Below are 21,776 nucleotides of genomic sequence, written 5' to 3'. Positions count from 1 at the left end.
GTGCGGCCAGCCGCACGTTCGGTCCCGAGTGTGCGGCCAGCCGCACACTCGCGGCGGGGTCAACCCTCGAGGTCGCCCTCGGTTTCGAGCAGCGCTTGGCGCAGCCCGTCGAGGGTTTCGGGCTGCGGTTCCGCCCACAAGCCGCGGCCGGCGGCCTCCAGGAGCCGCTCGGCCATGCCGTGCAGCGCCCACGGGTTGGACTCGGCCATGAACTTGCGGTTCTCGGGGTCGAGCACGTAGCGCTCGGTCAGTTGTTCGTACATCCAGTCGGCCATGACGCCGGCGGTGGCGTCGTAGCCGAACAGGTAGTCCACGGTCGCCGCCATCTCGAACGCGCCCTTGTAGCCGTGCCGGCGCATGGCCGCCATCCAGCGCGGATTGACCACGCGGGCGCGAAAGACCCGGGTGGTTTCCTCCGACAGGGTCCGGGTGCGGATCGCGTCGGGCCTTGTGTTGTCGCCGATGTAGGCGGCGGGCGCCTGCCCGGTCAGCGCGCGCACCGTGGCGACCATGCCGCCGTGGTACTGGAAGTAGTCGTCGGAGTCGGCGATGTCGTGCTCGCGGGTGTCGGTGTTCTTGGCGGCCACCGCGATGCGCCGGTACTGGCGGTTCATGTCGTCGGTCGCGGGGCGACCGTCCAGACCGCGCCCATAGGCGAACCCGCCCCACGCCGTGTACACCTGGGCGAGGTCGGCGTCGTCACGCCAGTTGCGGCTGTCGATCAGCTGCAGCAGCCCGGCGCCGTAGGTTCCTGGCTTGGATCCGAAAATCCGTGTGGTGGAACGGCGCTGGTCACCGTGCTGGGCGAGGTCCGCCTGGGCGTGGGCGCGCACGTAATTGTCCTCGGCCGTCTCGTCGAGGTCGGCGACCAACCGCACCGCGTCGTCGAGCATGGTGACGACGTGCGGAAAGGCGTCCCGGAAGAACCCCGAGATCCGCACGGTGACGTCGATGCGGGGACGGCCCAGCTCGGTCAGCGGAATGGGGGTCAGGCCCACGACCCGCCGCGACGCGTCATCCCAGACCGGTCGAACGCCCAGCAGCGCAAGGACTTCGGCGATGTCGTCGCCGGCGGTGCGCATCGCCGACGTGCCCCACACCGACAGCCCGACCGACTGCGGCCATCGCCCGTGATCGGTCCGGTACCGGCTCAACAGCGAATCCGCCAGCGCCACACCGGCTTCCCACGCCAGCCGGGACGGCACCGCTTTCGGGTCGACCGAGTAGAAGTTGCGTCCGGTCGGCAGCACGTTGACCAGGCCGCGCAGCGGCGACCCCGACGGGCCGGAGGGAATGAACCGGCCATCCAAAGCCCTGAGCACCTGGTCGATTTCGGATGACGTGCCCGCCAGCCGGGGCACCACCTCGGTGGTCGCGAACCGGAGCACCGCAGCGACGTCGGCATCGTCGGTGAGGCGCGCGGCGGCCTCCGGATCCCAGCCGCTTTCCTGCAGCTCCGCGACCAATTCGCGCGCGGCGGCCTCGGTTTGGTCGACCGTCACCCGCTCGTCGGTGCCGTCCTCGGCCAGGCCGAGTGCCTGCCGCAAGCCGGGGATGGCGTGCTCACCGCCGAACAGTTGGCGCGCCCGCAGGATGGCCAGCACCAGGTCGAGTTCGGCCTCCCCCGTGGGCTTTTGGCCGAGGATGTGCAGCCCGTCGCGGATCTGGACATCTTTGATCTCGCACAGCCAGCCGTCGATATGCAGGATCATCTCATCGAACGAGTCCTCTTCCGGTCGCTCGGTCAATCCCAGGTCGTGATCCATCTTCGCGGCCCGGATCAGCGTCCAGATCTGCTGGCGGATGGCGGGCAGCTTGCCGGGGTCCAGCGCCGCGACGTTGGCGTGCTCGTCGAGCAACTGCTCCAAACGCGCAATGTCACCGTAGGTTTCGGCGCGCGCCATCGGCGGGATGAGGTGGTCGACCAGCACGGCGTGCGCCCGCCGTTTGGCCTGGGTGCCCTCGCCGGGGTCGTTGACGAGGAAGGGGTAGATCAGCGGCAGGTTGCCCAGCGCGGCATCGGATCCGCAGGCCGCCGACATGCCGAGGGTCTTGCCCGGCAGCCATTCCAGGTTGCCGTGCTTGCCCAGGTGGACGATCGCGTCGGCGTGAAACCCGGTGTCCAGCCAGCGGTACGCGGCAAGGTAGTGGTGGCTGGGCGGCAGGTCCGGGTCGTGGTAGATGGCCACCGGGTTTTCCCCGAATCCGCGGGGCGGTTGGACCATCAGGACGAGGTTGCCCGCTTGCATGGCGGCGATGACGATCTCGCCGTCGGGGTCTGCTGTGCGGTCGACGAACAGGTCGCCGGGCGGCGGGCCCCAGTGCTCGACCACGGCGTCGGCGAGCTCGGCGGGCAGGGTCGCGAACCACGCGCGATAGTCCTTGGCGGACACCCGAATCGGGTTGCCGGCGAGCTGCCCTTCGGTGAGCCAGTCGGGATCTTGTCCCCCGCGTTCGATCAGCGCGTGGATCAGGGCGTCGCCGTCGTTGGCCTCGACGCCGGGCAGATCGCCCACCTGATACCCGCGTTCGCGCATGGCGCGCAGCAGCGCGACCGCGCTGGCCGGGGTGTCGAGCCCGACCGCGTTGCCGATCCGGGCGTGCTTGGTCGGGTAGGCCGAAAACACCAGGGCCACACGCTTTTCCGCCGCCGGGACATGCCGCAGCCGCGCGTGCCGGATGGCCAGGCCGGCAACCCGCGCGCAGCGTTCCGGATCGGCGACGTAGGAGATCAGCCCGTCGTCGTCGATCTCCTTGAACGAGAACGGGACGGTGATGATGCGCCCGTCGAACTCGGGCACCGCGACCTGGCTGGCCACGTCGAGCGGGCTCAGGCCGTCGTCGTTGTCGCGCCACTGGTCGCGGGGGCTGGTCAGGCATAGGCCCTGCAGGATCGGGATGTCCAGCGCGGCCAGGTGTTCGACGTTCCAGCTGTCGTCCTCGCCGCCGGCGGACACCGTGGCGGGCTTGAGGCCCCCGGCAGCCAGCACGGTGACCACCATGGCGTCGGCGTCGCCGAGCCGTTGCAGCAGTTCGGGTTCCGCGGTGCGCAGCGACGCGCAGTACACGGGCAGCGCTCGGCCCCCGGCGTCTTCGATGGCCCGGCACAGCGACTCGATGTAGGCGGTGTTGCCGGCCAGCTGCTGGGCGCGGTAGTAGAGCACCGCGATGGTGGGGCCGTCGCCGCCGGCCGCGTCCGGGCGCCGCAGCTCCCCCCAGGTCGGCGTCACCACCGGCGGGGTGAACCCGAAGCCGGTCATCAGCACCGTGTCGGAAAGGAAGGCATGCAATTGGCGCAGGTTCTCCACGCCGCCGTGGGCCAGGTAGATGTGCGCCTGCACCGCGATGCCGGCCGCCAGCGTGGACAGGCCGGTCAGCTCGGCGTCGGCGGCCTGCTCGCCGCTGACGAGCACCGTCGGGACGCCGCTGGCGATCACCGCGTCGATGCCGTCCTGCCAGGCGCGGTACCCGCCGAGGATCCGGACCACCACGATGGCGGCGTCGGCCAGCAGGTCCGGCAATTCCTCGTCCGAGAGCCGCGACGGGTTGGCCCACCGGTAGTTCTTGCCGCTGGACCGGGCGCTGATCAGGTCCGTGTCGGACGTCGACAGCAGCAGGATCCTCGGCTCAGCCACCCGTCATTCGTACCGCAGCGTCGCCGCGATGCGCGCGGCGACCTCGCCGGCCACCTCGAGCGCCGGCCCGCCCGTCGCGGGCACATAGCGATCGGCGACCGGGTCATAGTCGGCGCCGGCGATCGAGCCGTGATCGGCAGCCAGCTCCACCAGCTCCACCGGCCAACCGGCCTGGCGCAGGTCGGCGGCGAACGCCCGGCTGGCCGTCACCGGCACCGCGTCGTCGGCGAGCCCGTGCAGCAGCAGGAACGGCGAGCGGGCGCGGTCGGCCCACAGCATGTCGGTCGGCGGCCGACCGGAGATCGGGTCCGGGGCCATGAAGGCGCCGGCCAGGCAAACCGTATGCGCGAGCGCGACGCCGAAGCGCGCGGCGTCGAACGTCAGGCCCGCCGCGGCGGAGCCGCCCAGGGACCACCCGACCAGGACCAGCCGGCCGCCGGCAATGTTGCGGGTGAACTCGAGCGACCGCAACAGGTCCGCGCGCCCGCCGTCGTCGGCGTGGGAGTTCCAATCCGGCGCCACCACCGCGGCGCCGTGTTCGGCGAGCAGGCCGGCCAGCGGCCCGACGGCGGCGCGGGCGTCGGTCTGCATGCCATGCCACAGCAGGATCGTGGGTTGATCCGAATCACCGAAGACGTCGGCCGATCGTCCCGGGGCGTACTCCATCGTCCTCACGGGCAAGAGTGTGCCCACACCGGGCCCGCGCCGAACCTGCGCGAAACGGAGCCGCGGAGTCGTACCGTAGGCGAATGGTCCGCGCGCGCGACATCGACGCCTGCCCGGGTGCGCTGCAGGTGCATCAGGCCGCCGACGGCGCGCTGGTGCGGGTGCGCTTGCCCGGCGGCCAGATCAGCGCCGCGCAGCTGGCGACGCTGGCGGGTCTCGCGGGCCAGCGCGGCTCGGGAACGCTCGAGCTGACCGCCCGCGGCAACGTGCAGCTCCGCGGGATCACCGACGTCGCGGCTGTCGCCGAGGCGCTCGCACAAGCCGGGCTGCTGCCGTCGCCGACGCATGAGCGGGTGCGCAACATCGTGGCGTCGCCGCTATCCGGCCGGGTCGGCGGACTCGCCGACGTGCGCGAGTGGGTGAGCGAGCTGGACGCGGCGATTTGCGGCGAACCCAGGCTCGCGGAGTTGGGCGGCCGGTTCTGGTTCAGCCTCGACGACGGCCGCGCCGACGTGTCCGGGCTGGGCGCCGACGTCGGCGCGCATGCCCTGGACGACGACGTGGCGCTTGTGTTGGCTGGGCGGGACACCGGTGTTCGGTTGGCCGTCGCGGATGTGGCGCAGTCGCTGGTCGCGCTCGCGGTGCACTTCATCGAGGTACGCGGGAAGGCTTGGCGGGTAAGCGAATTGGCCGACACTGCCGGGTTGTGGCCGGGCGCCGAACTCGGTGCGCCTTTTCCGCCGGTGACCAGGCCGCAAGTGGGCTGGATCGGCCAAGACGACGGCCGGGTGGCGCTGGGCGCCGCGGTGCCGCTGGGCGTACTGCCCGCGCGGGTCGCGGAATACCTGGCCGCCATCGAGGCCCCACTGGTGGTCACGCCGTGGCGATCGGTGCTGGTGTGCGACCTCACCGAGGAGGTGGCGGACGTCGCGCTGCGCGTGCTGGCGCCGCTGGGCCTGGTTTTCGACGAGCACTCCCCCTGGCTGAGCGTCAGCGCCTGCACCGGCAGCCCCGGTTGCGAGCACTCGGCGGCCGACGTGCGGGCCGACGCGACGATGTCGTTGGAGCCGGATTCCACGGTTCACCGCCACTTCGTCGGCTGCGAGCGCGCCTGCGGCAGCCCGCCCGCCGGTCAGGTCCTGGTCGCGAGCGGACAGGGATATCGGCTGCTGCGCGACCAGCCCTTAAGGTGAGCGAGTGCTCGACTACATCCGCGACGCGGCGGAGATCTATCGCCAGTCGTTCGCGGCCATCCGCGCCGAAGCCGACCTGACGAGATTCCCGGACGACGTCGCGCGGGTGGTGGTCCGGTTGATCCACACCTGCGGTCAGGTCGATGTCGCCGATCACGTCGCCTACTCCGACGACGTGGTCGCGCGGGCGGGCGCGGCGTTGCGCGCCGGCGCGCCGGTGTTGTGCGATTCGTCGATGGTGGCCGCCGGGATCACCACCGCACGGCTGCCCGCCTGCAACGAGGTCGTGTCGCTGGTGGCCGATCCGCGCGCCCCCGAGCTGGCCGCGCGCCGGCAGACCACGCGTTCGGCGGCCGCCGTCGAGCTGTGGGCGGGGCGGCTGGCCGGCGCGGTGCTCGCGATCGGTAACGCCCCCACCGCCCTGTTCCGGCTGCTGGAGCTGATCGACGAGGGCGCCGCCCCGCCCGCCGCGGTGCTCGGCGGGCCGGTCGGATTCGTCGGGTCCGCGCAGTCCAAGCAGGAGCTCATCGAGCGTCCGCGCGGCATGTCGTATCTGGTGGTGCGGGGCCGCCGCGGGGGCGGCGCGATGGCCGCGGCCGCCGTCAATGCGATCGCGAGCGACACCGAATGAGCGCCCGAAGAGGGACCCTGTGGGGAGTCGGGTTGGGGCCGGGCGATCCGGAGTTGGTGACGGTGAAGGCCGCCCGGGTGATCGGCGAGGCCGACGTCGTGGCCTATCACAGCGCCCGGCACGGCCGCAGCATCGCGCGCGGCATCGCCGAGCCGTATCTGCGGCCCGGCCAGATCGAGGAGCACCTGGTTTACCCGGTGACCACCGAGGCGACCGACCATTCGGGCGGCTACGCCGGTGCGATCGAAGACTTCTACGCCGACTCGACGCGGCGCATCGCCGCGCACCTCGACGCCGGTCGCGACGTGGCGTTGCTCGCGGAGGGCGACCCGCTGTTCTACAGCTCGTACATGCATTTGCACACCCGGCTGACGCAGCGGTTCAACGCCGTCATCGTGCCGGGTGTGACGTCGGTGAGCGCCGCGTCCGCGGCCATCGCGACCCCGCTGGTGGCCGGCGACGAGGTGCTGTCGGTGCTGCCCGGCACCCTGCCCGTGGCCGAGCTGACCCGGCGCCTCGCGGACGCCGACGCCGCGGTGGTGCTCAAGCTGGGTCGTTCGTATCACGCTGTGCGGGAGGCGCTTTCGGCGTCCGGACAGCTTGACGACGCGTTCTACGTCGAGCGGGCCAGCACGTCGGGACAGCGGATCCTGCCCGCGGCGGAGGTCGACGAGGCCGGCGTGCCCTACTTTTCGTTGGCCATGCTGCCCGGTGGCCGCCGGCGCGAAACGCTTTCGGGCACGGTCGCGGTCGTGGGCCTGGGGCCAGGTGACCTCGACTGGATGACGCCGCAGAGCCGCCGCGAACTGGCCGCCGCGACCGACCTGATCGGCTATGCCGGCTATCTGGACCGCGTGCCCGTTCGTGACGGCCAGCGACGCCATCCCAGCGACAACACCGACGAACCGGCGCGGGCGCGGCTGGCCTGCGCCCTGGCCGAGCAGGGCCACGCCGTCGCTGTGGTGTCGTCGGGCGACCCGGGCGTGTTCGCGATGGCGACCGCGGTGCTAGAGGAAGCCAAACAGTGGCCGGGAGTGCGGATTCGAGTCATTCCAGCGATGACGGCGGCGCAGGCCGTCGCCAGCCGGGTCGGCGCCCCCTTGGGTCATGACTACGCGGTGATCTCGTTGTCCGACCGGCTCAAACCGTGGGACGTGATATCCGAGCGGCTGTCCGCCGCGGCGGCCGCCGACCTGGTGCTGGCCATCTACAACCCGGCGTCCAAGGCGCGGACCTGGCAGGTCGGCGCGATGCGCGACGTGCTCCTGGCCCACCGCGAACCCGGCACGCCGGTGGTCATCGGCCGCAACGTGTCCGGTCCCGACGAGGACGTCCGCGTCGTGAGACTGGCCGATCTCGATCCCGCCGACGTCGACATGCGCTGCCTGCTGATCGTCGGGTCGTCGCAAACCCAGTGGCACTCAGACGATTTCGGCGACCGGGTGTTCACTCCTCGGCGGTATCCCGCCTGAGGCTCATTCGCGGCCCCAGGTGCTGGGCATCAGCGGCAACGTAGGGCCGTCGCTCAGCCCGTCACCGGCCAGCGTCGCCAAACCCGCCGCGGGCCGGACGTCGGATTCCGTTGCCGTCCCGGCGAATCCGAGCAACCCGCCGCCGCGGTCGGAGATCGCGACGCCGTCCTGCTCCAGGTATTCGTAGCGGTGGGCGTGGTCCGTCGATATGGCCCGCACGCGCCGACGGCCGCTCCCCCGCTTGACCGAGGTTGCGGTGGCAGCGGGTGCGTCGACGTCATCGGGAGCCGGCTCCTCGGACTTGCGAGGCGCGCGGTTGTTGGCGCTGCCCCGCGCGGACAACCCGGACAACCCCACGGCATACAAGACGTCGGCGAGCCCCGTTGCAGTCGTCGGACCGAAGCCCACCCCCGGCCCGCCACCGACCGGTCCCCCGCCGACGGCGGGCGCCGGGCTGGCCGTGGCGGGGCTCGGCATGCCCGTGGCGCTGCCGATGCTCGCCGGTGGGGCGCCCGCGCTTGCGGCAGCCGGCACCGCACCCGCCGGTACCGGCGCGGCGGCGCCCGCCGGTAGCGCCGTCGCGACGGACACCGGGACCGCGATGCCGGCCGCGACCGCGGCGACAGCCGGAACGGCGGCCAGGGCGGGGGCAAGCGATAGGGCCAACTGGACCGCCTGCTGACCGAACGGCCAAAAGATCATCAGCGTGTGGAAGGTGGCCCACGCCAGGGCGCTCGCGAGAGCCGGGGACATTCCGGGGATTTGCATCAGCGCCGAACTGAGCCCGTTGGCGAACGGCACCGCCGGAATCGGCCATCCGGCGGGGTTGAGGTCCTTGGACACCGGCCACGCGAAATTGCGGGTGTACTGCTGGATGAGGGCGGCGAGCTGATCCTGCCACGACGTATTGGCGTTGGCCGCTGCGGCGGTGACCTGCTTGGACTCTCCGCTCGGCGCAACGATCTGCGGCGCCGGCGTGGTCGTCGGGACCGCCGCCAGGGCCGAGTCGGTCGCGGCCTGGTAGGTCGTCATGGTTTCGGCGGCCTGAACCCACATGCGGACGTAATCCGCTTCGTTGACGGCGATGGGAATGGTGTTGATGCCAAAGAAGTTGGTGGCCACCAGCGCCGCATGGATGGCGTGGTTTGCGGCGAGCTCGGCCATCGTGGGCATTGCGGCCAGCGCGGTCGTGTAGGCGGCGGCCGCCGTCTGGTGCAGCGCGGCGGCGGCGCTGCTCTTGGCGGCGTTCTGCTGGAGCCAGCCGAGGTACGGGGCATGGGCCGCCACGTACCGTTCGGCGCTGGGCCCTTCCCAGGCGCTTTGCGCGGCGCCCAACAGCCCGATGAGTTCGTCTGCCGCGGTTGCATATTCGGTGCCCATCGACGTCCACGCCTCCGCAGCGGCCAGCAGCGACCCGGGACCCGGTCCGCTGCTCAGCAGTGCCGAGTGCACCTCCGGAGGCAGAGCGATCCAGATCGGGGCGGTCATCGGTGGGGGCCTTCAAACAGGAACACGAATACCTCTTCGGTCGACGGCGCGGCGGGAGGGCTTGCCTCCAGTGGTCGGTTTGCCGGACGGTTTGGTTCCCAGCGTCTGTTCCACCCAGGCCTTTGCGCACCGATCGGGCATGCGCAACGATGCAGGCATGCGGTGTGACGTTGCGCGTGAGGCGCTTTCTGCGCGGTTGGACGGTGAGCGTCCGCAGGTGCTCGCGCAGCAGGTCGATGCCCACCTGGATTCGTGTCGCGCCTGCCGGACCTGGTTGATCGGCGCGGCGGTGCAGAGCCGGCGGCTGGCATCCATGGAGCCGGGCGAGGGGCCGGACCTGGTCGCCCAGATCATGGCCGGCCTGGATCGGGAATCCCCCGCGTATCACCGCCCGATGCGCTGGCTGCGGTCGCACTACCGGCGCTGGGGACTGATCGGCGTTGGTTTGTTCCAGGTGGCGATCGCCGCGGCCCAGATCGCCGGGATCAATTTCGGCATGGTGTCGAGCCACATGCATGGGGCGATGTCGGGAGAACACCTCATGCACGAGTCGACCGCCTGGTTGCTCGCGCTGGGTCTGGCCATGGTCGCCGCGGGGATATGGCCCATCACCGCGATCGGCGTGGCCGCGATCACCGGCGTGTATTCGGTGGCGCTGTTGAGCTATGTGGTGGTCGACGCCTTCGCCGGCGAGGTGACCGCGACGCGCATCGCCAGCCACATGCCACTGCTGCTGGGTCTGGTGTTCGCGCTGCTCGTCGCGCGCGAACGCGCCCGGTCGGGCCGCAACCACGCGTCCGGCGCTGACGCGCATGACGACCGGCCGTCGCGGCCCGCGGAGTCCGGTCGGCGACACCGGCATCTCTGGCCCATCAACCGGGCGGGCTCTCGATGGCCCGCGGCGGGCGACGACGAGGCCGTCACCAACCTCGCCTTGGCCGCCGCGCGCGGGAATCCGCGATCACTCGAGGCGTTCATCAAGGCCACCCAGCAAGACGTGTGGCGGTTTGTCGCCTATCTTTCGGACGCCCGGGCCGACGACCTGACGCAAGAGACCTTCCTGCGGGCGATCGGGGCGATCGATCGATTCTCCGGGCGTTCCGGCGCGCGCGCCTGGCTGCTGGCCACCGCGCGCCGTGTCGTGGCCGATGACGTCCGCCGCGTCCAGTCGCGGCCGCGCAGACACCGCTTCGAAGAGCCGGTTGAGGTGACCATGATGTTGGCCGGGCTCGCCGCCGAACAACGGGAGGCCCTTGTTCTCACGCAGCTGCTCGGACTGCCGTATGCCGCCACCGCGGCGGTGTGCGGTTGCCCGCTGGCCACCGTCCGGTCCCGCGTCGCCCACGCCCGCGATGCCTTGCTGTCCAACGTGGAGCGCGGCGACCTGACCGGTTAGTGCCGACCAGCACACGATTATGCGAGCGGGCTCTCCCTCAGCGTCATCGCGGCGAAGTCGAGGCGCCACAACGCTTCGAACAGTCTGCGACCGAACTCCTCCAGGTCATCCGCACTCGCGCCGGGCGACTCCCCGCTCTTGGCGACCCGATCGGCGATCTGACGTATCGTGCGCTTGCCGTTGACGTGCTGCAGGAAACGCATCTGAGCCGGCGTGGCCTGCATGCGCCAATTCGGCCGAAAAATTTCGTTCCCCTCGATTCCGCAGCGCATCCGCATCCGCGGAACGTACTCGAGGCACTCGGGAGTGGAGAAGTTGATCTCGTAGCTCTTCTTCGGCCGGTCGGAACGGCACGCCATGAACAAATGGGAGCCGTTCATCACGTGGAGACGCTCAACGACGGACCAGAGCTTAGCCTCGGGCAACGCGCTCACCGCCTTATCGAGCGGACCTCCGGGTCTGAACCAGTCGTGCGGGTAGTACGGCGCCTTGATGAACCATCCCTGAAATACCAAACCCGCTGACGTCACGAGATCGACGCACTCATCGACGCTGTAATTGCGTTCGGGACCACGCAGGAACGTATCCGCCAGGGCGGCATCGGATTGGGCGGAAACCGGTGCCATCTTGAAGTAGTTATGGACGGGGTGTTCGGTCGGTAGCGCCGTGATCACTTCTTTGACCATTTCGACCGATGCGTCGTCGTGACCCATGTCCAAGTCACGGAAGGCTGATTGCAGCATTTCGACGCCCATTTGGCCGTACTTCGCGTAGACCATCACGCCCAGCACGCCATCGCGCCGTAGACAGCCCTTGAGTGCCGTCATGCCTGCCGCGGGGTCGGGTAGGTGATGCAAGACGCCGGTCGACACGATCAGGTCGAAGTTGCGCTTAAGCGATGGCATCTCGTCTATCGGGACCCGATGCAATTCGAGGTTCCACAGCCCGTACTTGTCTTTCAGATATTGCAGGTGGTCCAGCGACGGTTGGCTGGTATCGACCGCCACCACCTTCGCGGAACGGTTGGTGTAGGCGAAAACCGCGGCCTGATTGGTGCCGCCGCCCGCGATCAAAATGTCGAGATCGGGCTTGTAGTCGCGGTCGGGCCACAAAGTCGAGTGAGCGTGGGCGGGGTCGAACCACTCCCAATTGCTGTCGGTCCATGCCTCGAGGTCGTGTATCGGTTCTGGGTAAGTCTGGTAATCGCGCGAGACGACGTCGGTGTTCAGATCCTCGTTCATCGGAGCTAGACCCTTCAGATTGCGGTGATGCAGAGTACTTCGTCGAGGGTGGCGGTGCTCAGTCCGGCGGTGGCTGAGCGTTGTCGGAGTTGGGCGATGGGATCGGAGTCGGTGTCTTTCAGCCCGCCGGCTTTGTCCAATCGCGCGGTGTCGAACATCGCCGGGCCGCTGGCCACCGCATCGGCCAACACATAGCGACCGGCACCGGGCGCGCGGCGCGCCAGTTTCTCGGCCGCACAGGAATGGGTGAGCTTGACCGCATCGCCATAGTTGACGCCCACCTGAAACACCCGCGGCTCAGCCTCCAGCACCCCGATCAGCCGGCCGAGGTAATCCTCCGGGGCGAAAAACCGCCACCCCTGACCCAAATGCAGCCACCACCGCGACCCAACCTGCTTGCGCACCAACCCAAGCGGGACCCCAGCACCCTCACCCACGCCAGCATCGGCGAACTCCACAAACCCGTAACGCTGCTGCAGCCACGCCCGGTCCTGCGCCGACAGGCCCGCACCGACCACCACAAAACGCCCCACCCGCGACAGATCCGTGCAGCAATGCAAAAACGAGTTCAACGTCTGCTCGGTGACTTCACGATCCGACCCGGCCACCACGCTCACCGTGACCTCGCCGTCACGGGCACTCCCAACGAGGCCACCCACCACCGCATCCGGATACGACGACGCCGCCTCAAGCATCGCCGGAACCGACACATCACGATTGCCCGCAACCCCCTGTCGACGCCCCTCGGGCAACTCCGGGCTGGCCAACAGCCGCCGGCACAACCCAAACGCTTCGGCATGCTTACCAATCCACGAGGCGCACACCGCCTGCTCATCGAGCGCGCGCCAGGCATAGACGTCGCGATCGACACTGATGTCCTCACCGGGCAACGGAATCGCAGCCGCCCGCTGGGCGAACAGATAGCCCAACTGGTACTGCTGCTCGACCCGATAATGCACCGCGATCTGATGCAACGGCTCGGCGCGACACGGCCGAAACGCCCACGCCCGCAAGAACGCATCCTGCACCTCAGGCCACGGCGCCCCGAGATTCGCCATCGCCTGTGCGACCAGGTTCAGCGAGCAGTAGACCTCCTCGTCCGCGCCGCCCATCTCGGCCCGCCGCGCATACCACGTGCGGGCGTTGGCGAAATCGCCTGAATCAAAGTAGCTTTGGGCCAAGTCGAAGACCGACTTGACATCCGTGGGGTCGCGTTCGACCTCGGCCACCAAAAACTCGCGATCACGCTTCATGCCCAGCGGCATCGTTACGTACGAAGCCTCACCGTCGTTCGCCCCGAAATGGATCCACGTCACCACCACGATCTTCGGACCAGACTCCGGCGGTCGAGCGAGATGATGGAAAAGATAATTCGACGGGAAGAAAAGAACGCTTCCCTTCTCACAGCGCTGTGTGTAATCGAGGGCGGGAAAAACCGTTTCGCCGCCCTCGGCGACATCGTTCAAATACGCGACCACGCTTACCTGCCGGCTCGCCGACGCGGCACTCCAGGCATCGGCATGCTCGTGGAACCACTCCGGTCGATCGGGAGTCGACGGTTCGTATCGCAGGACATTGGGCTGCTCGAGCCGCGTGCAAAAGTAGAGCGTTGTCGAGATGGAGCGGTAATCCGCCAGGCATTCGCGAATAACACTGCGGAAGCGTTCCAAGACGTCACCAACGACAGGCGTAAGCGAACAGCGCCGGTGGCCAAGATCCAGCTTCTGGGCACCCGGTAGCGCGATCAGGTCTGCCGCAAGCGCGTCGTCGATAGCACCTGGGTAAACCCGCACGAACTGCGCAAGGTCCGTTGGCCGCGACGTTGCACATACCTCCATTCGCTGGAAGCTAGCACCAGCCCAGTGCCTTGGTGCGCGAGTTCGACAAGTTTGCCGGGCGTAAATTGTCGTGACGGTCCCCGGGCCCAGAGCGAAGCTCCGGGGGCCGCTTCAGAGGCCGCCCGCGGGGTTAGACAGCGGCGATGCAGAGCACCTCGTCGAGGCTGGCGGTCTGCAGCCCGACGGCGACCGCCCGGCGTCCGAGTTCAACGATCGGGTCGGGGCCGCCGACCTTTACACCGCCGGCTTCATCCAGTCGAGTGGTGTCGAACATCGCCGGGCCGCTGGCCACCGCATCGGACAAGACGTAGCGGCCGGCCTGGGGTGCCCGGCGCACCTCCTGCTCGCCGGCACAGGCGTGGGTGAGCTTGACCGCATCGCCATAGTTGACGCTCGCCTGAAGCACCCGCGGCTCGGCATCGAGCACCCCGATCAGCCGGCTGATGTAATCCTCTGGGGCGAAAAACCGCCAACCCTGCCCTAGGTGCAGCCAAAACCGCCCGCCAATCTGCTTGCGCAGCTGCCCGAGCGGGTCGCCGGATCTGCGATTGGCGAACTCGAGAAACCCGTAGCGCTTCCGCAGCAGGGCGCGGTCCTGCGGGGACAGGCCGACACCGACGACCACAAAGCGCCCAACACGTGACACATCGGTGCAGCAGTTCAGAAACGAGTTCAGTGTCTGCTCGGTGGCTTCGCGATCCGGTCCGGCGACCACGGTGACGGTGACCTCGTCGTCGCGTGGACCCGCAACCAGGCTGCCCACCAGCGCATCCGGGTACGCCGAGGCCGCCTCGAGCATCGCCGGCACCGAGAAGTCGCGATTGCCCGCAATCGCGCGTCGACGCTCGTCCGGTAGGTCGGGGCGGGCCAGCAGGCGCCGACACAACCCGAACGCCTCGGCGTGCTTGCCGATCCAGAATGCGCACACCGCCTGCTCGTCGACGGCGCGCCAGGCATAGACGTCGCGGTCGACACTCATGTCCGCATCGGGAAGCGGGATCGCAGCGGCGCGCTCGGCGAACAGGTAGCCGAGCTGATACTGCTGCTCGACCCGGTAGTGGACAGCGATCTGATACAGCGGTTCGGCGCGGGTCGGTCGAAATGCCCACGCCTGCAGCAGCGCATCGTGAACCTCCGGCCACGGCGCCCCGAGATTCGTCATCGCCTGCGCGACGCGGTTCAGCGAGCAGTAGACCTCCTCGTCCGGGCCGCCCATCTCGGCCCGCCGCGCATACCACGTGCGCGCGTTGGCAAAATCCCCCGCGTCGAAATAGCTATTCGCCAGATTGAACACTGAGCGCGGATCCGCGGTGTCGGCGGCGACCTCGGGCAGCAGTGGATCGGGGTCATGCGCGGCGCCCGGGAATTGCGACAGAAGCTCGGCCTCGGAAACAACGAACGCCGCGCTGTCGGCAGGAACTCGCCCCGGACTCGCCAGCAGGATCACGTTTGGGGGCAACGGCAGGGACCTGTCCTGCAAGGCCACCAGACCCGCCGCGGCAAACCCGCGTGCTTGCACGAGGACCCGAGGGGGATCGTCCTGGTAGTAGGCAACAGTGGCGGGTTCGGGATGGAATGGCTGCAGGCCGAGCAGGTACTCAAGCGCCGCGTTGATGCGATACGTCTCGTACGGGGCCGGCAGCAGTGAATCGTCGCCTCCGCAGCGGAGGCGGTTGGCGATGTAATAGTTGTCGATCCAGTCCTTGCCCTCATGGGTACGCAGCCGCAACCCAACGTGCATCCGGATGCGCACAAAACGATCGATCGCGAGATGACACGCGTCGAGGTCCTCGGCCGATAGGAGCGACGCGAACCGGGCAAGGATGTACTCCAGCCCGCCGCGGTAGCGGTCCCAGCCCACCTTGACCTCTTCGTGCCCAAGCTGGGTGTGCGGTTCGTCCTCGAAGTAGCCGACAACTTGGCGGTAGAAGGGTTCCGGGAAGAAGGTGACCGCCGCCCGATCCAGCATTGCAGCGATCCTGACAAAAAAGATGTACGAGAACGGGTTGGCGGCGCCCGCCAATTCTCGGGCGAGGAAAGTTCTGGCCAGGTAAACCTCAGGGAAGATGTGACCGTTTACCAGCAGGTCGAACAGGGCGGCGTGGTCTCTCGCCTCGATACGCGTTTCCCGCTCGACGGCATAAAACTGGCCGGTATCCCGTCCCGCAATCCGGTCGTGAAACAACCAGGGCGCGTACACCGCGCCAACGTCGGGATGGGCTTCCAGATGAGCTACGTACCGGCCGAGCACGCCCGGAATGAGCAGATCGTCATCGGCGACGTAGGCGACATACCGCCCTTCAGCGGCCTCGATCAATTGGGAAATGTTGTGGTACGCACCCACATTCTGCGGACGCCGGATGTAGCGGATTGCGAGCTGGTGCTCGTACCTCCGTACGACGTCGGGGGTCTGGTCCTCCGAGGCGTTGTCACCAATCAACAGTTCGTAGGAAAAATCGAGATCACCGATATGGGCCGCAAGGTCCTGCAGCAGACCGTCAAGATACCGGGCCCGGTTGAAGGTGGGCACGCAGATGCTGAGCACGGGGGGTTGATCGTTTACCGAGTCCACCACCTCGATATTCTCCCAGAGACGCCGCGCTGCTCGCGGCAAAATCTGGAATATGCGGCACCATTCGGGCCCCCGCGAATTGCGGACAATTTGAGCCGCGGTGCCCGCTGACCGTTATTAAGCTGACCATTGTGCGGAAGCTTCTCGTGGCGTTCGCCGTCCTTCCCGCCATCCTCGCCGCGACCGCCCCGGGCGGCGCGGGACAAGCAGGTGCCGACGCCGGCGTGCAGCAGCCGGAGGGCTCGGCGCCCATTCCCGACGTAGCGGCACCGGCCTGGATCGTCGCTGACCTCGACAGTGGTCAGGTGCTGGCCGGCCGAAACCAGAACGTGGCTCTCCCACCGGCCAGCACGATCAAGGTGCTGTTGGCGCTGGTGGTGCTCGACGAGCTGAAGCTGGATTCCACCGTGGTCGTCAACGAGGCCGACGTCGACGTGGGATGCAGCTGCGTGGGCGTTAGAGTCGGCCGCACCTATACCGCGCGGCAACTCCTCGACGGGCTGCTGCTGGTCTCGGGCAACGACGCTGCCAACACGCTGGCGCACATGCTCGGCGGCGAGCAGGCGGCGGTAGCCAAAATGAACGCCAAGGCCTCATCGCTGGGAGCGAGCAACACCCGCGCGTCCAGCCCGTCCGGTTTGGCCGTGGGTGACCCGCGCGACCCGGGCGCGACGACGGCGCGCGATCTGGCGGTGATCTTTCGGGCAGCCATGGCCAATCCCGTGTTCGCTGAAATTACCGCCGAGCGGTCTGCGATGTTTCCCGGCGACGACGGTGCCCGCCAGATCGTCAACGCCGACGAGATGCTGCAGCGGTACCCGGGCGCGATCGGCGGGAAGACGGGCTACACCCCACTCGCGCACACCACCTTCGTCGGCGCAGCTTCCCACGGTGGCCGCCGGCTGGTGGTCGCGATGCTGTACGACGACGAGACCGGACAACGCTACTGGGAACAGGCTGCCCACCTGCTGGACTGGGGCTTTGCCCTCAACCCGGCATCGGCGATCGGTGCCCTCTGAACGCAGCGGCGCGCAGATTGAATACTGCTGTGGCGCTGTGCATTTCGGCTCAAATGGGCCATATCGCCGTGAGCCGTCAGATTGCGGTGATGCAGAGTACTTCGTCGAGGGTGGCGGTGCTCAGTCCGGCGGTGGCTGAGCGTTGTCGGAGTTGAGCGATGGGATCGGAGTCGGTGTCTTTCAGCCCGCCGGCTTTGTCCAATCGCGCGGTGTCGAACATCGCCGGGCCGCTGGCCACCGCATCGGCCAACACATAGCGACCGGCACCGGGCGCGCGGCGCACCAGTTTCTCGGCCGCACAGGAATGGGTGAGCTTGACCGCATCGCCATAGTTGACGCCCACCTGAAACACCCGCGGCTCAGCCTCCAGCACCCCGATCAGCCGGCCGAGGTAATCCTCCGGGGCGAAAAACCGCCACCCCTGACCCAAATGCAGCCACCACCGCGACCCAACCTGCTTGCGCACCAACCCAAGCGGGACCCCAGCACCCTCACCCACGCCAGCATCGGCGAACTCCACAAACCCGTAACGCTGCTGCAGCCACGCCCGGTCCTGCGCCGACAGGCCCGCACCGACCACCACAAAACGCCCCACCCGCGACAGATCCGTGCAGCAATGCAAAAACGAGTTCAACGTCTGCTCGGTGACTTCACGATCCGACCCGGCCACCACGCTCACCGTGACCTCGCCGTCACGGGCACTCCCAACGAGGCCACCCACCACCGCATCCGGATACGACGACGCCGCCTCAAGCATCGCCGGAACCGACACATCACGATTGCCCGCAACCCCCTGTCGACGCCCCTCGGGCAACTCCGGGCTGGCCAACAGCCGCCGGCACAACCCAAACGCTTCGGCATGCTTACCAATCCACGAGGCGCACACCGCCTGCTCATCGAGCGCGCGCCAGGCATAGACGTCGCGATCGACACTGATGTCCTCACCGGGCAACGGAATCGCAGCCGCCCGCTGGGCGAACAGATAGCCCAACTGGTACTGCTGCTCGACCCGATAATGCACCGCGATCTGATGCAACGGCTCGGCGCGACACGGCCGAAACGCCCACGCCCGCAAGAACGCATCCTGCACCTCAGGCCACGGCGCCCCGAGATTCGCCATCGCCTGCGCTACCCGCCACATCGCGACGAAGACATCCTCGTCGTATCCGCCCAACTCGACCTGCCGCGCATACCACTTGCGGGCGTTCGCGAAATCGCCTGTATCGAAGTAGATGTGGGCCAGGATGGCGACCGGCCAGACATCGTCGGGGTTACGTTCAGCCTTGGCCAACAGCAAATCGATTCCGAATGGGTCGGCGTCGCGCACATCGGCTGCTTGCATGATACCTTGCACGGCCGTCTCGATCTGGGCGTCGGTTGCGTTCAGCTGCAGATCGTTTGCGAGGCGGCGAATCACAACGGCCGGCGCGGCGCGAAGCTCTTCGAAATCCACCCGGACCGTTGCGATTCCGCGCAACGCGTTGTCGCGCGCCCCGATCAGATGTGCGGTCGACTCGGCCCGCTCTTGCTCGTCGCTCCACCATTCGAGCCGATTCAGCGAAGCCACCACTTTCTCGAACGGTCGGTCCACCACAACCGGCACCACCGGGCCGCAGGCATCCCGAATGAAATCCACCGCGACGCAAAGAAGCGGGTGCTTGACGCCGGGGCGGCATCCCGCGCGGCCGGCAATACTGCGATGATCGTCGGCCCAACTGCGAAGTTCCGCCTTGAGAGAATCGGCGTCCATTTGCAGCTGACCGCCGGGAACACTAAAAGCCCTGCCGCACAAGCGGCTCAGCCGCGAATCCTCCCAGGTTTCGTGTGGTTCGCGGTAAGCCCAGTCGAATCCCGCGCCCATGAACACGCCGAGGTCCTGCAGCACTTTGGCAACCGCCGACGTACCACCGCAAAACGGGCCCAGCACAACGATGATCGGCTCAACGCCCGCCGTCACGCCTCCCACCGTCTGAACTCCGGTCACTGAGGAGGTGTTTTCGGCCGATTTCCCTTCGTCGCGACCCGAGCCGGGACTTTGGGTTGCTGCGCGGGCCGGACTGCGGCCTTCTTCGCGGCCCTTGCCGGGGCTTTGGGTTGCTGCTTGGCCTTCTTCGCGACCCGAGCCGGGGTTTTGGGTTGCTGGTCTGGCCTTGCTGCGGCGACGCAGAGCACTTCGTCGAGGGTGGCGGCTCGCAGTCCGCGGGTAACGGCCCATCGCCCGAGTTCGGCGACGGGATCGGCGTCGGTGGCCCCCGTGTTGCCGGCCCAATCCAGGCGTGTGGTGTCGAACATCGCGGGGCCGCGGGCCACCGCATCGGACAGCACGTAACGGCCGGCGTTGGGCGCCCGACGCACAGCCGCCTCCGGCGCGCAGGCGCCGGTCAGCTGGACCGCGTCGGCGAAGTTGATCCCCACCTGGAAGACCTGTGGCTCGGCTTCGAGCACCGAGATCAGCCGGGTGATGTAGTTCTCGGGGGCAAAAAACCGCCAACCCTGCCCGAGGTGAAGCCAGAAGCGTCCTGCGATCTGAGCGCGGAGCCGCGAAAGCTGCCCGGCGGGCCCGTCGCCGCGGCTGCTATCGACAACCTCCAGGAACCCAAAACGTTCACACAGCAGCGCGCGATCGCGAACTGACAAGCCGGTGTTGATCACCAGGAACCGACCGACCCAAAGCGACGCATCGAGGCAGTAATTGAGAAACGAGTTAATGGCATGCTCGGTGGTCTCGCGGTCAGGTCCGGCGACCAGGCTGACGACCACCTTGGCCGCGCCCGGATCGGCGCCCAGTCGCCGCACGAGCGCGTCGGGATACGAGGACCCCGCCTCGAGCATGGTCGGCACGCTGAAGTCACGGTTGCCCGCAATCCTTTGCCGATCACCATCAGGGATCTCGGGGAGCGCCAGCAGGCGCCGACAGAGCCTAAACGCCTCGATCTGCTTGCCGATCCAGAATGCGCACACCGCCTGCTCGTCCATCGCGCGCCAGGCGTAGACGTCGGCGCCGACGAACAAGACGTCCTTTTCGGGAAACGGGATTTGGGCGGCGCGTTCGGCAAACAGGTGACCGGGCAGGTAGCGCTGATCCTCGCGGTACCGGCGAGCGATGGCATGAAGCGCCTCGGCGCGGGTCGGGCGAAACTCCCACGCCTTGAGGTAGGCGTCCTGGACAACCTGCCACGGCCAATCGAGGTGCGCCATCGCCTCCGCGAGCCGGACCATCGAGTAATAGATCTCCTCGTCCCAGCCACCCATTTCGACGCGCCGCTCATACCACTTGCGCGCGTTGGCGAAGTCCCCCAGATCGAAGTAACTCTGGGCCAGATAGAAAACCGACCGCGCATCCTCGGGGTTACGTTCGACTTCGGCCAGCAGCAGATCGCGGTCACGCGCATACTTCTGCGGATCCTGGCTTCGCGCACCGAGACGGCGAGATTCGACGTGCCAGTCGCCCGCGAGGCTCTCAACGACGCAGGAGCTATCCCATACCGGGGCCTCGTGGACGACGCCCTGGTAGTGCACGCCCGCCCCGTCACGGAACAACTGCGCGCGCCGGTAAACGATGTTGGCATCCACGATGGTCATGAAGTAGATATCTGCGACGAGCTGGTTGAACTCAGGTGTGCCGACGAGAATGTCGTCGGCGTCGATGACCCAGATGTAGTCGCCGTGGCCCTGGGCGAGTTTCAGTGCCTCCGTGCGGTTGTGGCCGAAGTTTCGCCACGGTCGTTCGTGAAGCTCGCCGGGGATGCCCAGACGGGCCATGTGGTTGCGGATCACGTCCTGGGTGCCGTCGGTGGAGCCGGTGTCGACGATCACCCACGAGCTAATGTGCGGCGCGACCGAATCAAGCGTCTCCGTGACGACGTGGGCCTCGTTTTTCACGATCATGTTCAGGCAGATTGCGGGGTGCGCGGTTACTGGCTCGGACACCGTTCAGACTTTACAGAGCAATCGCGTGTCGCGGATCGGGTTGAACATGAAATAGCGGCGGTTGCGAATTCATTGGCCTGATGGCGGGATGGCGCTACATCCTCCCGCCATTGGCCGCACGCACCGTCGCCTCTTGCACGAAGACCCGAGCAACCGTGAATACGAGCAAATCTGCATCGAGATGCGCACGTTTTTCACCGATCTCGCCATCAATACGTCGCTAGCCGCAATAACAGTTCAGGCCGCTCGGTCAACGACATTCACGACAAATTGCTGAAAGTCGATCCTCAATACCCGGTCGAGGGAAGGGGTGACCTTGGGCCACCCCTTCCTCCGGCTTACGGTCCAGTCGGGCCAGTCGGGCCAGTCGCCCCGGTCGGGCCGGTCGGGCCAGTCGCTCCGGTCGGGCCGGTCGCTCCCGTCGGGCCGGTCGGGCCGGTCGCTCCCGTCGGGCCGGTCGCTCCGGTCGGGCCGGTCGCTCCGGTCGGGCCGGTCGCTCCGGTCGGGCCAGTCGCTCCGGTCGGGCCAGTCGCTCCCGTCGGGCCAGTCGCTCCCGTCGGGCCAGTCGCTCCGGTCGCTCCGGTCGGGCCGGTCGCTCCGGTCGGACCAGTCGCCCCGGTCGGGCCAGTCGCTCCGGTCGCTCCGGTCGGGCCGGTCGCTCCGGTCGGACCAGTCGCCCCGGTCGGGCCAGTCGC

General features: G+C 68.1%; 14 protein-coding genes and 1 pseudogene. 6 read left to right on the top strand and 9 right to left on the bottom strand.

Features of this window, described 5'->3' with window-relative positions; all coding sequences use genetic code 11:
• Nucleotides 1-59: 59 nt before the first annotated feature.
• On the bottom strand, nucleotides 60-3,635 hold the full coding sequence (gene cobN / locus A9X00_RS07025) for a cobaltochelatase subunit CobN (protein ID WP_067151007.1): 3,576 nt from the start codon (nucleotides 3,633-3,635) through the stop codon (nucleotides 60-62).
• A gap of 3 nt (nucleotides 3,636-3,638) precedes the next feature.
• Entirely contained in the window at nucleotides 3,639-4,310 is a 672-nt protein-coding gene (locus A9X00_RS07020) for an alpha/beta hydrolase (RefSeq protein WP_067151004.1), read from the bottom strand.
• A 74-nt stretch (nucleotides 4,311-4,384) separates the two neighbouring features.
• On the opposite strand from A9X00_RS07020, the gene cobG reads away from it, so the two are divergent.
• Genes cobG through A9X00_RS07005 form a run of 3 tightly spaced genes read left to right on the top strand, consistent with a single transcriptional unit; the run spans nucleotide 4,385 to nucleotide 7,597 of the window.
• Nucleotides 4,385-5,494, top strand: a complete 1,110-nt coding sequence (gene cobG / locus A9X00_RS07015; protein WP_067151001.1) for a precorrin-3B synthase — start codon at nucleotides 4,385-4,387, stop codon at nucleotides 5,492-5,494.
• A gap of 4 nt (nucleotides 5,495-5,498) precedes the next feature.
• Complete coding sequence (locus A9X00_RS07010) at nucleotides 5,499-6,125, top strand: precorrin-8X methylmutase (protein WP_067150998.1); 627 nt, start codon at nucleotides 5,499-5,501, stop codon at nucleotides 6,123-6,125.
• Nucleotides 6,122-7,597, top strand: a complete 1,476-nt coding sequence (locus A9X00_RS07005) for a precorrin-2 C(20)-methyltransferase (protein WP_067150995.1) — start codon at nucleotides 6,122-6,124, stop codon at nucleotides 7,595-7,597. The genes A9X00_RS07010 and A9X00_RS07005 overlap by 4 nt, the downstream gene beginning before the upstream one ends.
• A 3-nt stretch (nucleotides 7,598-7,600) precedes the next feature.
• On the opposite strand, the gene A9X00_RS07000 is transcribed toward A9X00_RS07005, so the two are convergent.
• On the bottom strand, nucleotides 7,601-9,085 hold the full coding sequence (locus tag A9X00_RS07000) for a PPE family protein (protein ID WP_067150992.1): 1,485 nt from the start codon (nucleotides 9,083-9,085) through the stop codon (nucleotides 7,601-7,603).
• A 139-nt stretch (nucleotides 9,086-9,224) separates the two neighbouring features.
• Between A9X00_RS07000 and A9X00_RS32310 the strand changes: the two are divergent.
• A pseudogene (locus tag A9X00_RS32310) lies at nucleotides 9,225-9,860 on the top strand (DUF2275 domain-containing protein); the annotation flags it as partial.
• Between the two features lie 96 nt (nucleotides 9,861-9,956).
• Nucleotides 9,957-10,481 (top strand): RNA polymerase sigma factor SigC, encoded by a 525-nt coding sequence (gene sigC, locus A9X00_RS31695; protein WP_232006704.1) that lies wholly within the window; start codon nucleotides 9,957-9,959, stop codon nucleotides 10,479-10,481.
• 17 nt (nucleotides 10,482-10,498) lie between these two features.
• Here sigC and A9X00_RS06990 read toward each other — a convergent pair whose 3' ends face one another.
• The 3 genes from A9X00_RS06990 to A9X00_RS06980 form a co-directional block, all read right to left on the bottom strand.
• A complete protein-coding gene (locus A9X00_RS06990) occupies nucleotides 10,499-11,722 on the bottom strand; it encodes a bifunctional 2-polyprenyl-6-hydroxyphenol methylase/3-demethylubiquinol 3-O-methyltransferase UbiG (RefSeq protein WP_067150988.1) in 1,224 nt (407 codons plus the stop codon).
• A 14-nt stretch (nucleotides 11,723-11,736) separates the two neighbouring features.
• Nucleotides 11,737-13,560, bottom strand: coding sequence for a 2OG-Fe(II) oxygenase (locus A9X00_RS06985; RefSeq protein WP_082974803.1), 1,824 nt, complete (start codon nucleotides 13,558-13,560; stop codon nucleotides 11,737-11,739).
• A gap of 130 nt (nucleotides 13,561-13,690) precedes the next feature.
• Nucleotides 13,691-16,135, bottom strand: a complete 2,445-nt coding sequence (locus A9X00_RS06980; RefSeq protein WP_197515084.1) for a glycosyltransferase family A protein — start codon at nucleotides 16,133-16,135, stop codon at nucleotides 13,691-13,693.
• A 128-nt stretch (nucleotides 16,136-16,263) separates the two neighbouring features.
• On the opposite strand from A9X00_RS06980, the gene A9X00_RS06975 reads away from it, so the two are divergent.
• The gene (locus tag A9X00_RS06975) at nucleotides 16,264-17,151 is read left to right on the top strand and encodes a D-alanyl-D-alanine carboxypeptidase family protein (RefSeq protein WP_067150980.1); all 888 of its coding nucleotides are present in this window, start codon (nucleotides 16,264-16,266) and stop codon (nucleotides 17,149-17,151) included.
• A 76-nt stretch (nucleotides 17,152-17,227) separates the two neighbouring features.
• Here A9X00_RS06975 and A9X00_RS06970 read toward each other — a convergent pair whose 3' ends face one another.
• The 3 genes from A9X00_RS06970 to A9X00_RS31690 all read right to left on the bottom strand — a co-directional run.
• Entirely contained in the window at nucleotides 17,228-19,108 is a 1,881-nt protein-coding gene (locus A9X00_RS06970) for a hypothetical protein (protein ID WP_156771958.1), read from the bottom strand.
• A 23-nt stretch (nucleotides 19,109-19,131) separates the two neighbouring features.
• Complete coding sequence (locus tag A9X00_RS06965) at nucleotides 19,132-21,039, bottom strand: glycosyltransferase (RefSeq protein ID WP_067150974.1); 1,908 nt, start codon at nucleotides 21,037-21,039, stop codon at nucleotides 19,132-19,134.
• 279 nt (nucleotides 21,040-21,318) lie between these two features.
• A partial coding sequence (locus tag A9X00_RS31690) for a hypothetical protein (protein ID WP_232006701.1) occupies nucleotides 21,319-21,776 on the bottom strand: 458 nt, incomplete at its 5' end.

It is taken from the genome of Mycobacterium sp. 1245805.9, from assembly GCF_001672915.1.
Taxonomy (GTDB): domain Bacteria; phylum Actinomycetota; class Actinomycetes; order Mycobacteriales; family Mycobacteriaceae; genus Mycobacterium.
The sequence above is the reverse complement of the archived record's forward strand: the minus strand, read 5'-3'. Positions and strand labels throughout refer to the sequence as shown.

Bases quoted from the DNA above. Each gene is read 5' to 3' on its own strand.
- A9X00_RS06965 (WP_067150974.1), bottom strand. From the start codon at position 21,039: ATGATCGTGAAAAACGAGGCCCACGTCGTCACGGAGACGCTTGATTCG.
- A9X00_RS07000 (WP_067150992.1), bottom strand. From the start codon at position 9,085: ATGACCGCCCCGATCTGGATCGCTCTGCCTCCGGAGGTGCACTCGGCA.
- A9X00_RS07005 (WP_067150995.1), top strand. From the start codon at position 6,122: ATGAGCGCCCGAAGAGGGACCCTGTGGGGAGTCGGGTTGGGGCCGGGC.
- A9X00_RS06985 (WP_082974803.1), bottom strand. From the start codon at position 13,560: ATGGAGGTATGTGCAACGTCGCGGCCAACGGACCTTGCGCAGTTCGTG.
- A9X00_RS06990 (WP_067150988.1), bottom strand. From the start codon at position 11,722: ATGAACGAGGATCTGAACACCGACGTCGTCTCGCGCGATTACCAGACT.
- cobG (WP_067151001.1), top strand. From the start codon at position 4,385: ATGGTCCGCGCGCGCGACATCGACGCCTGCCCGGGTGCGCTGCAGGTG.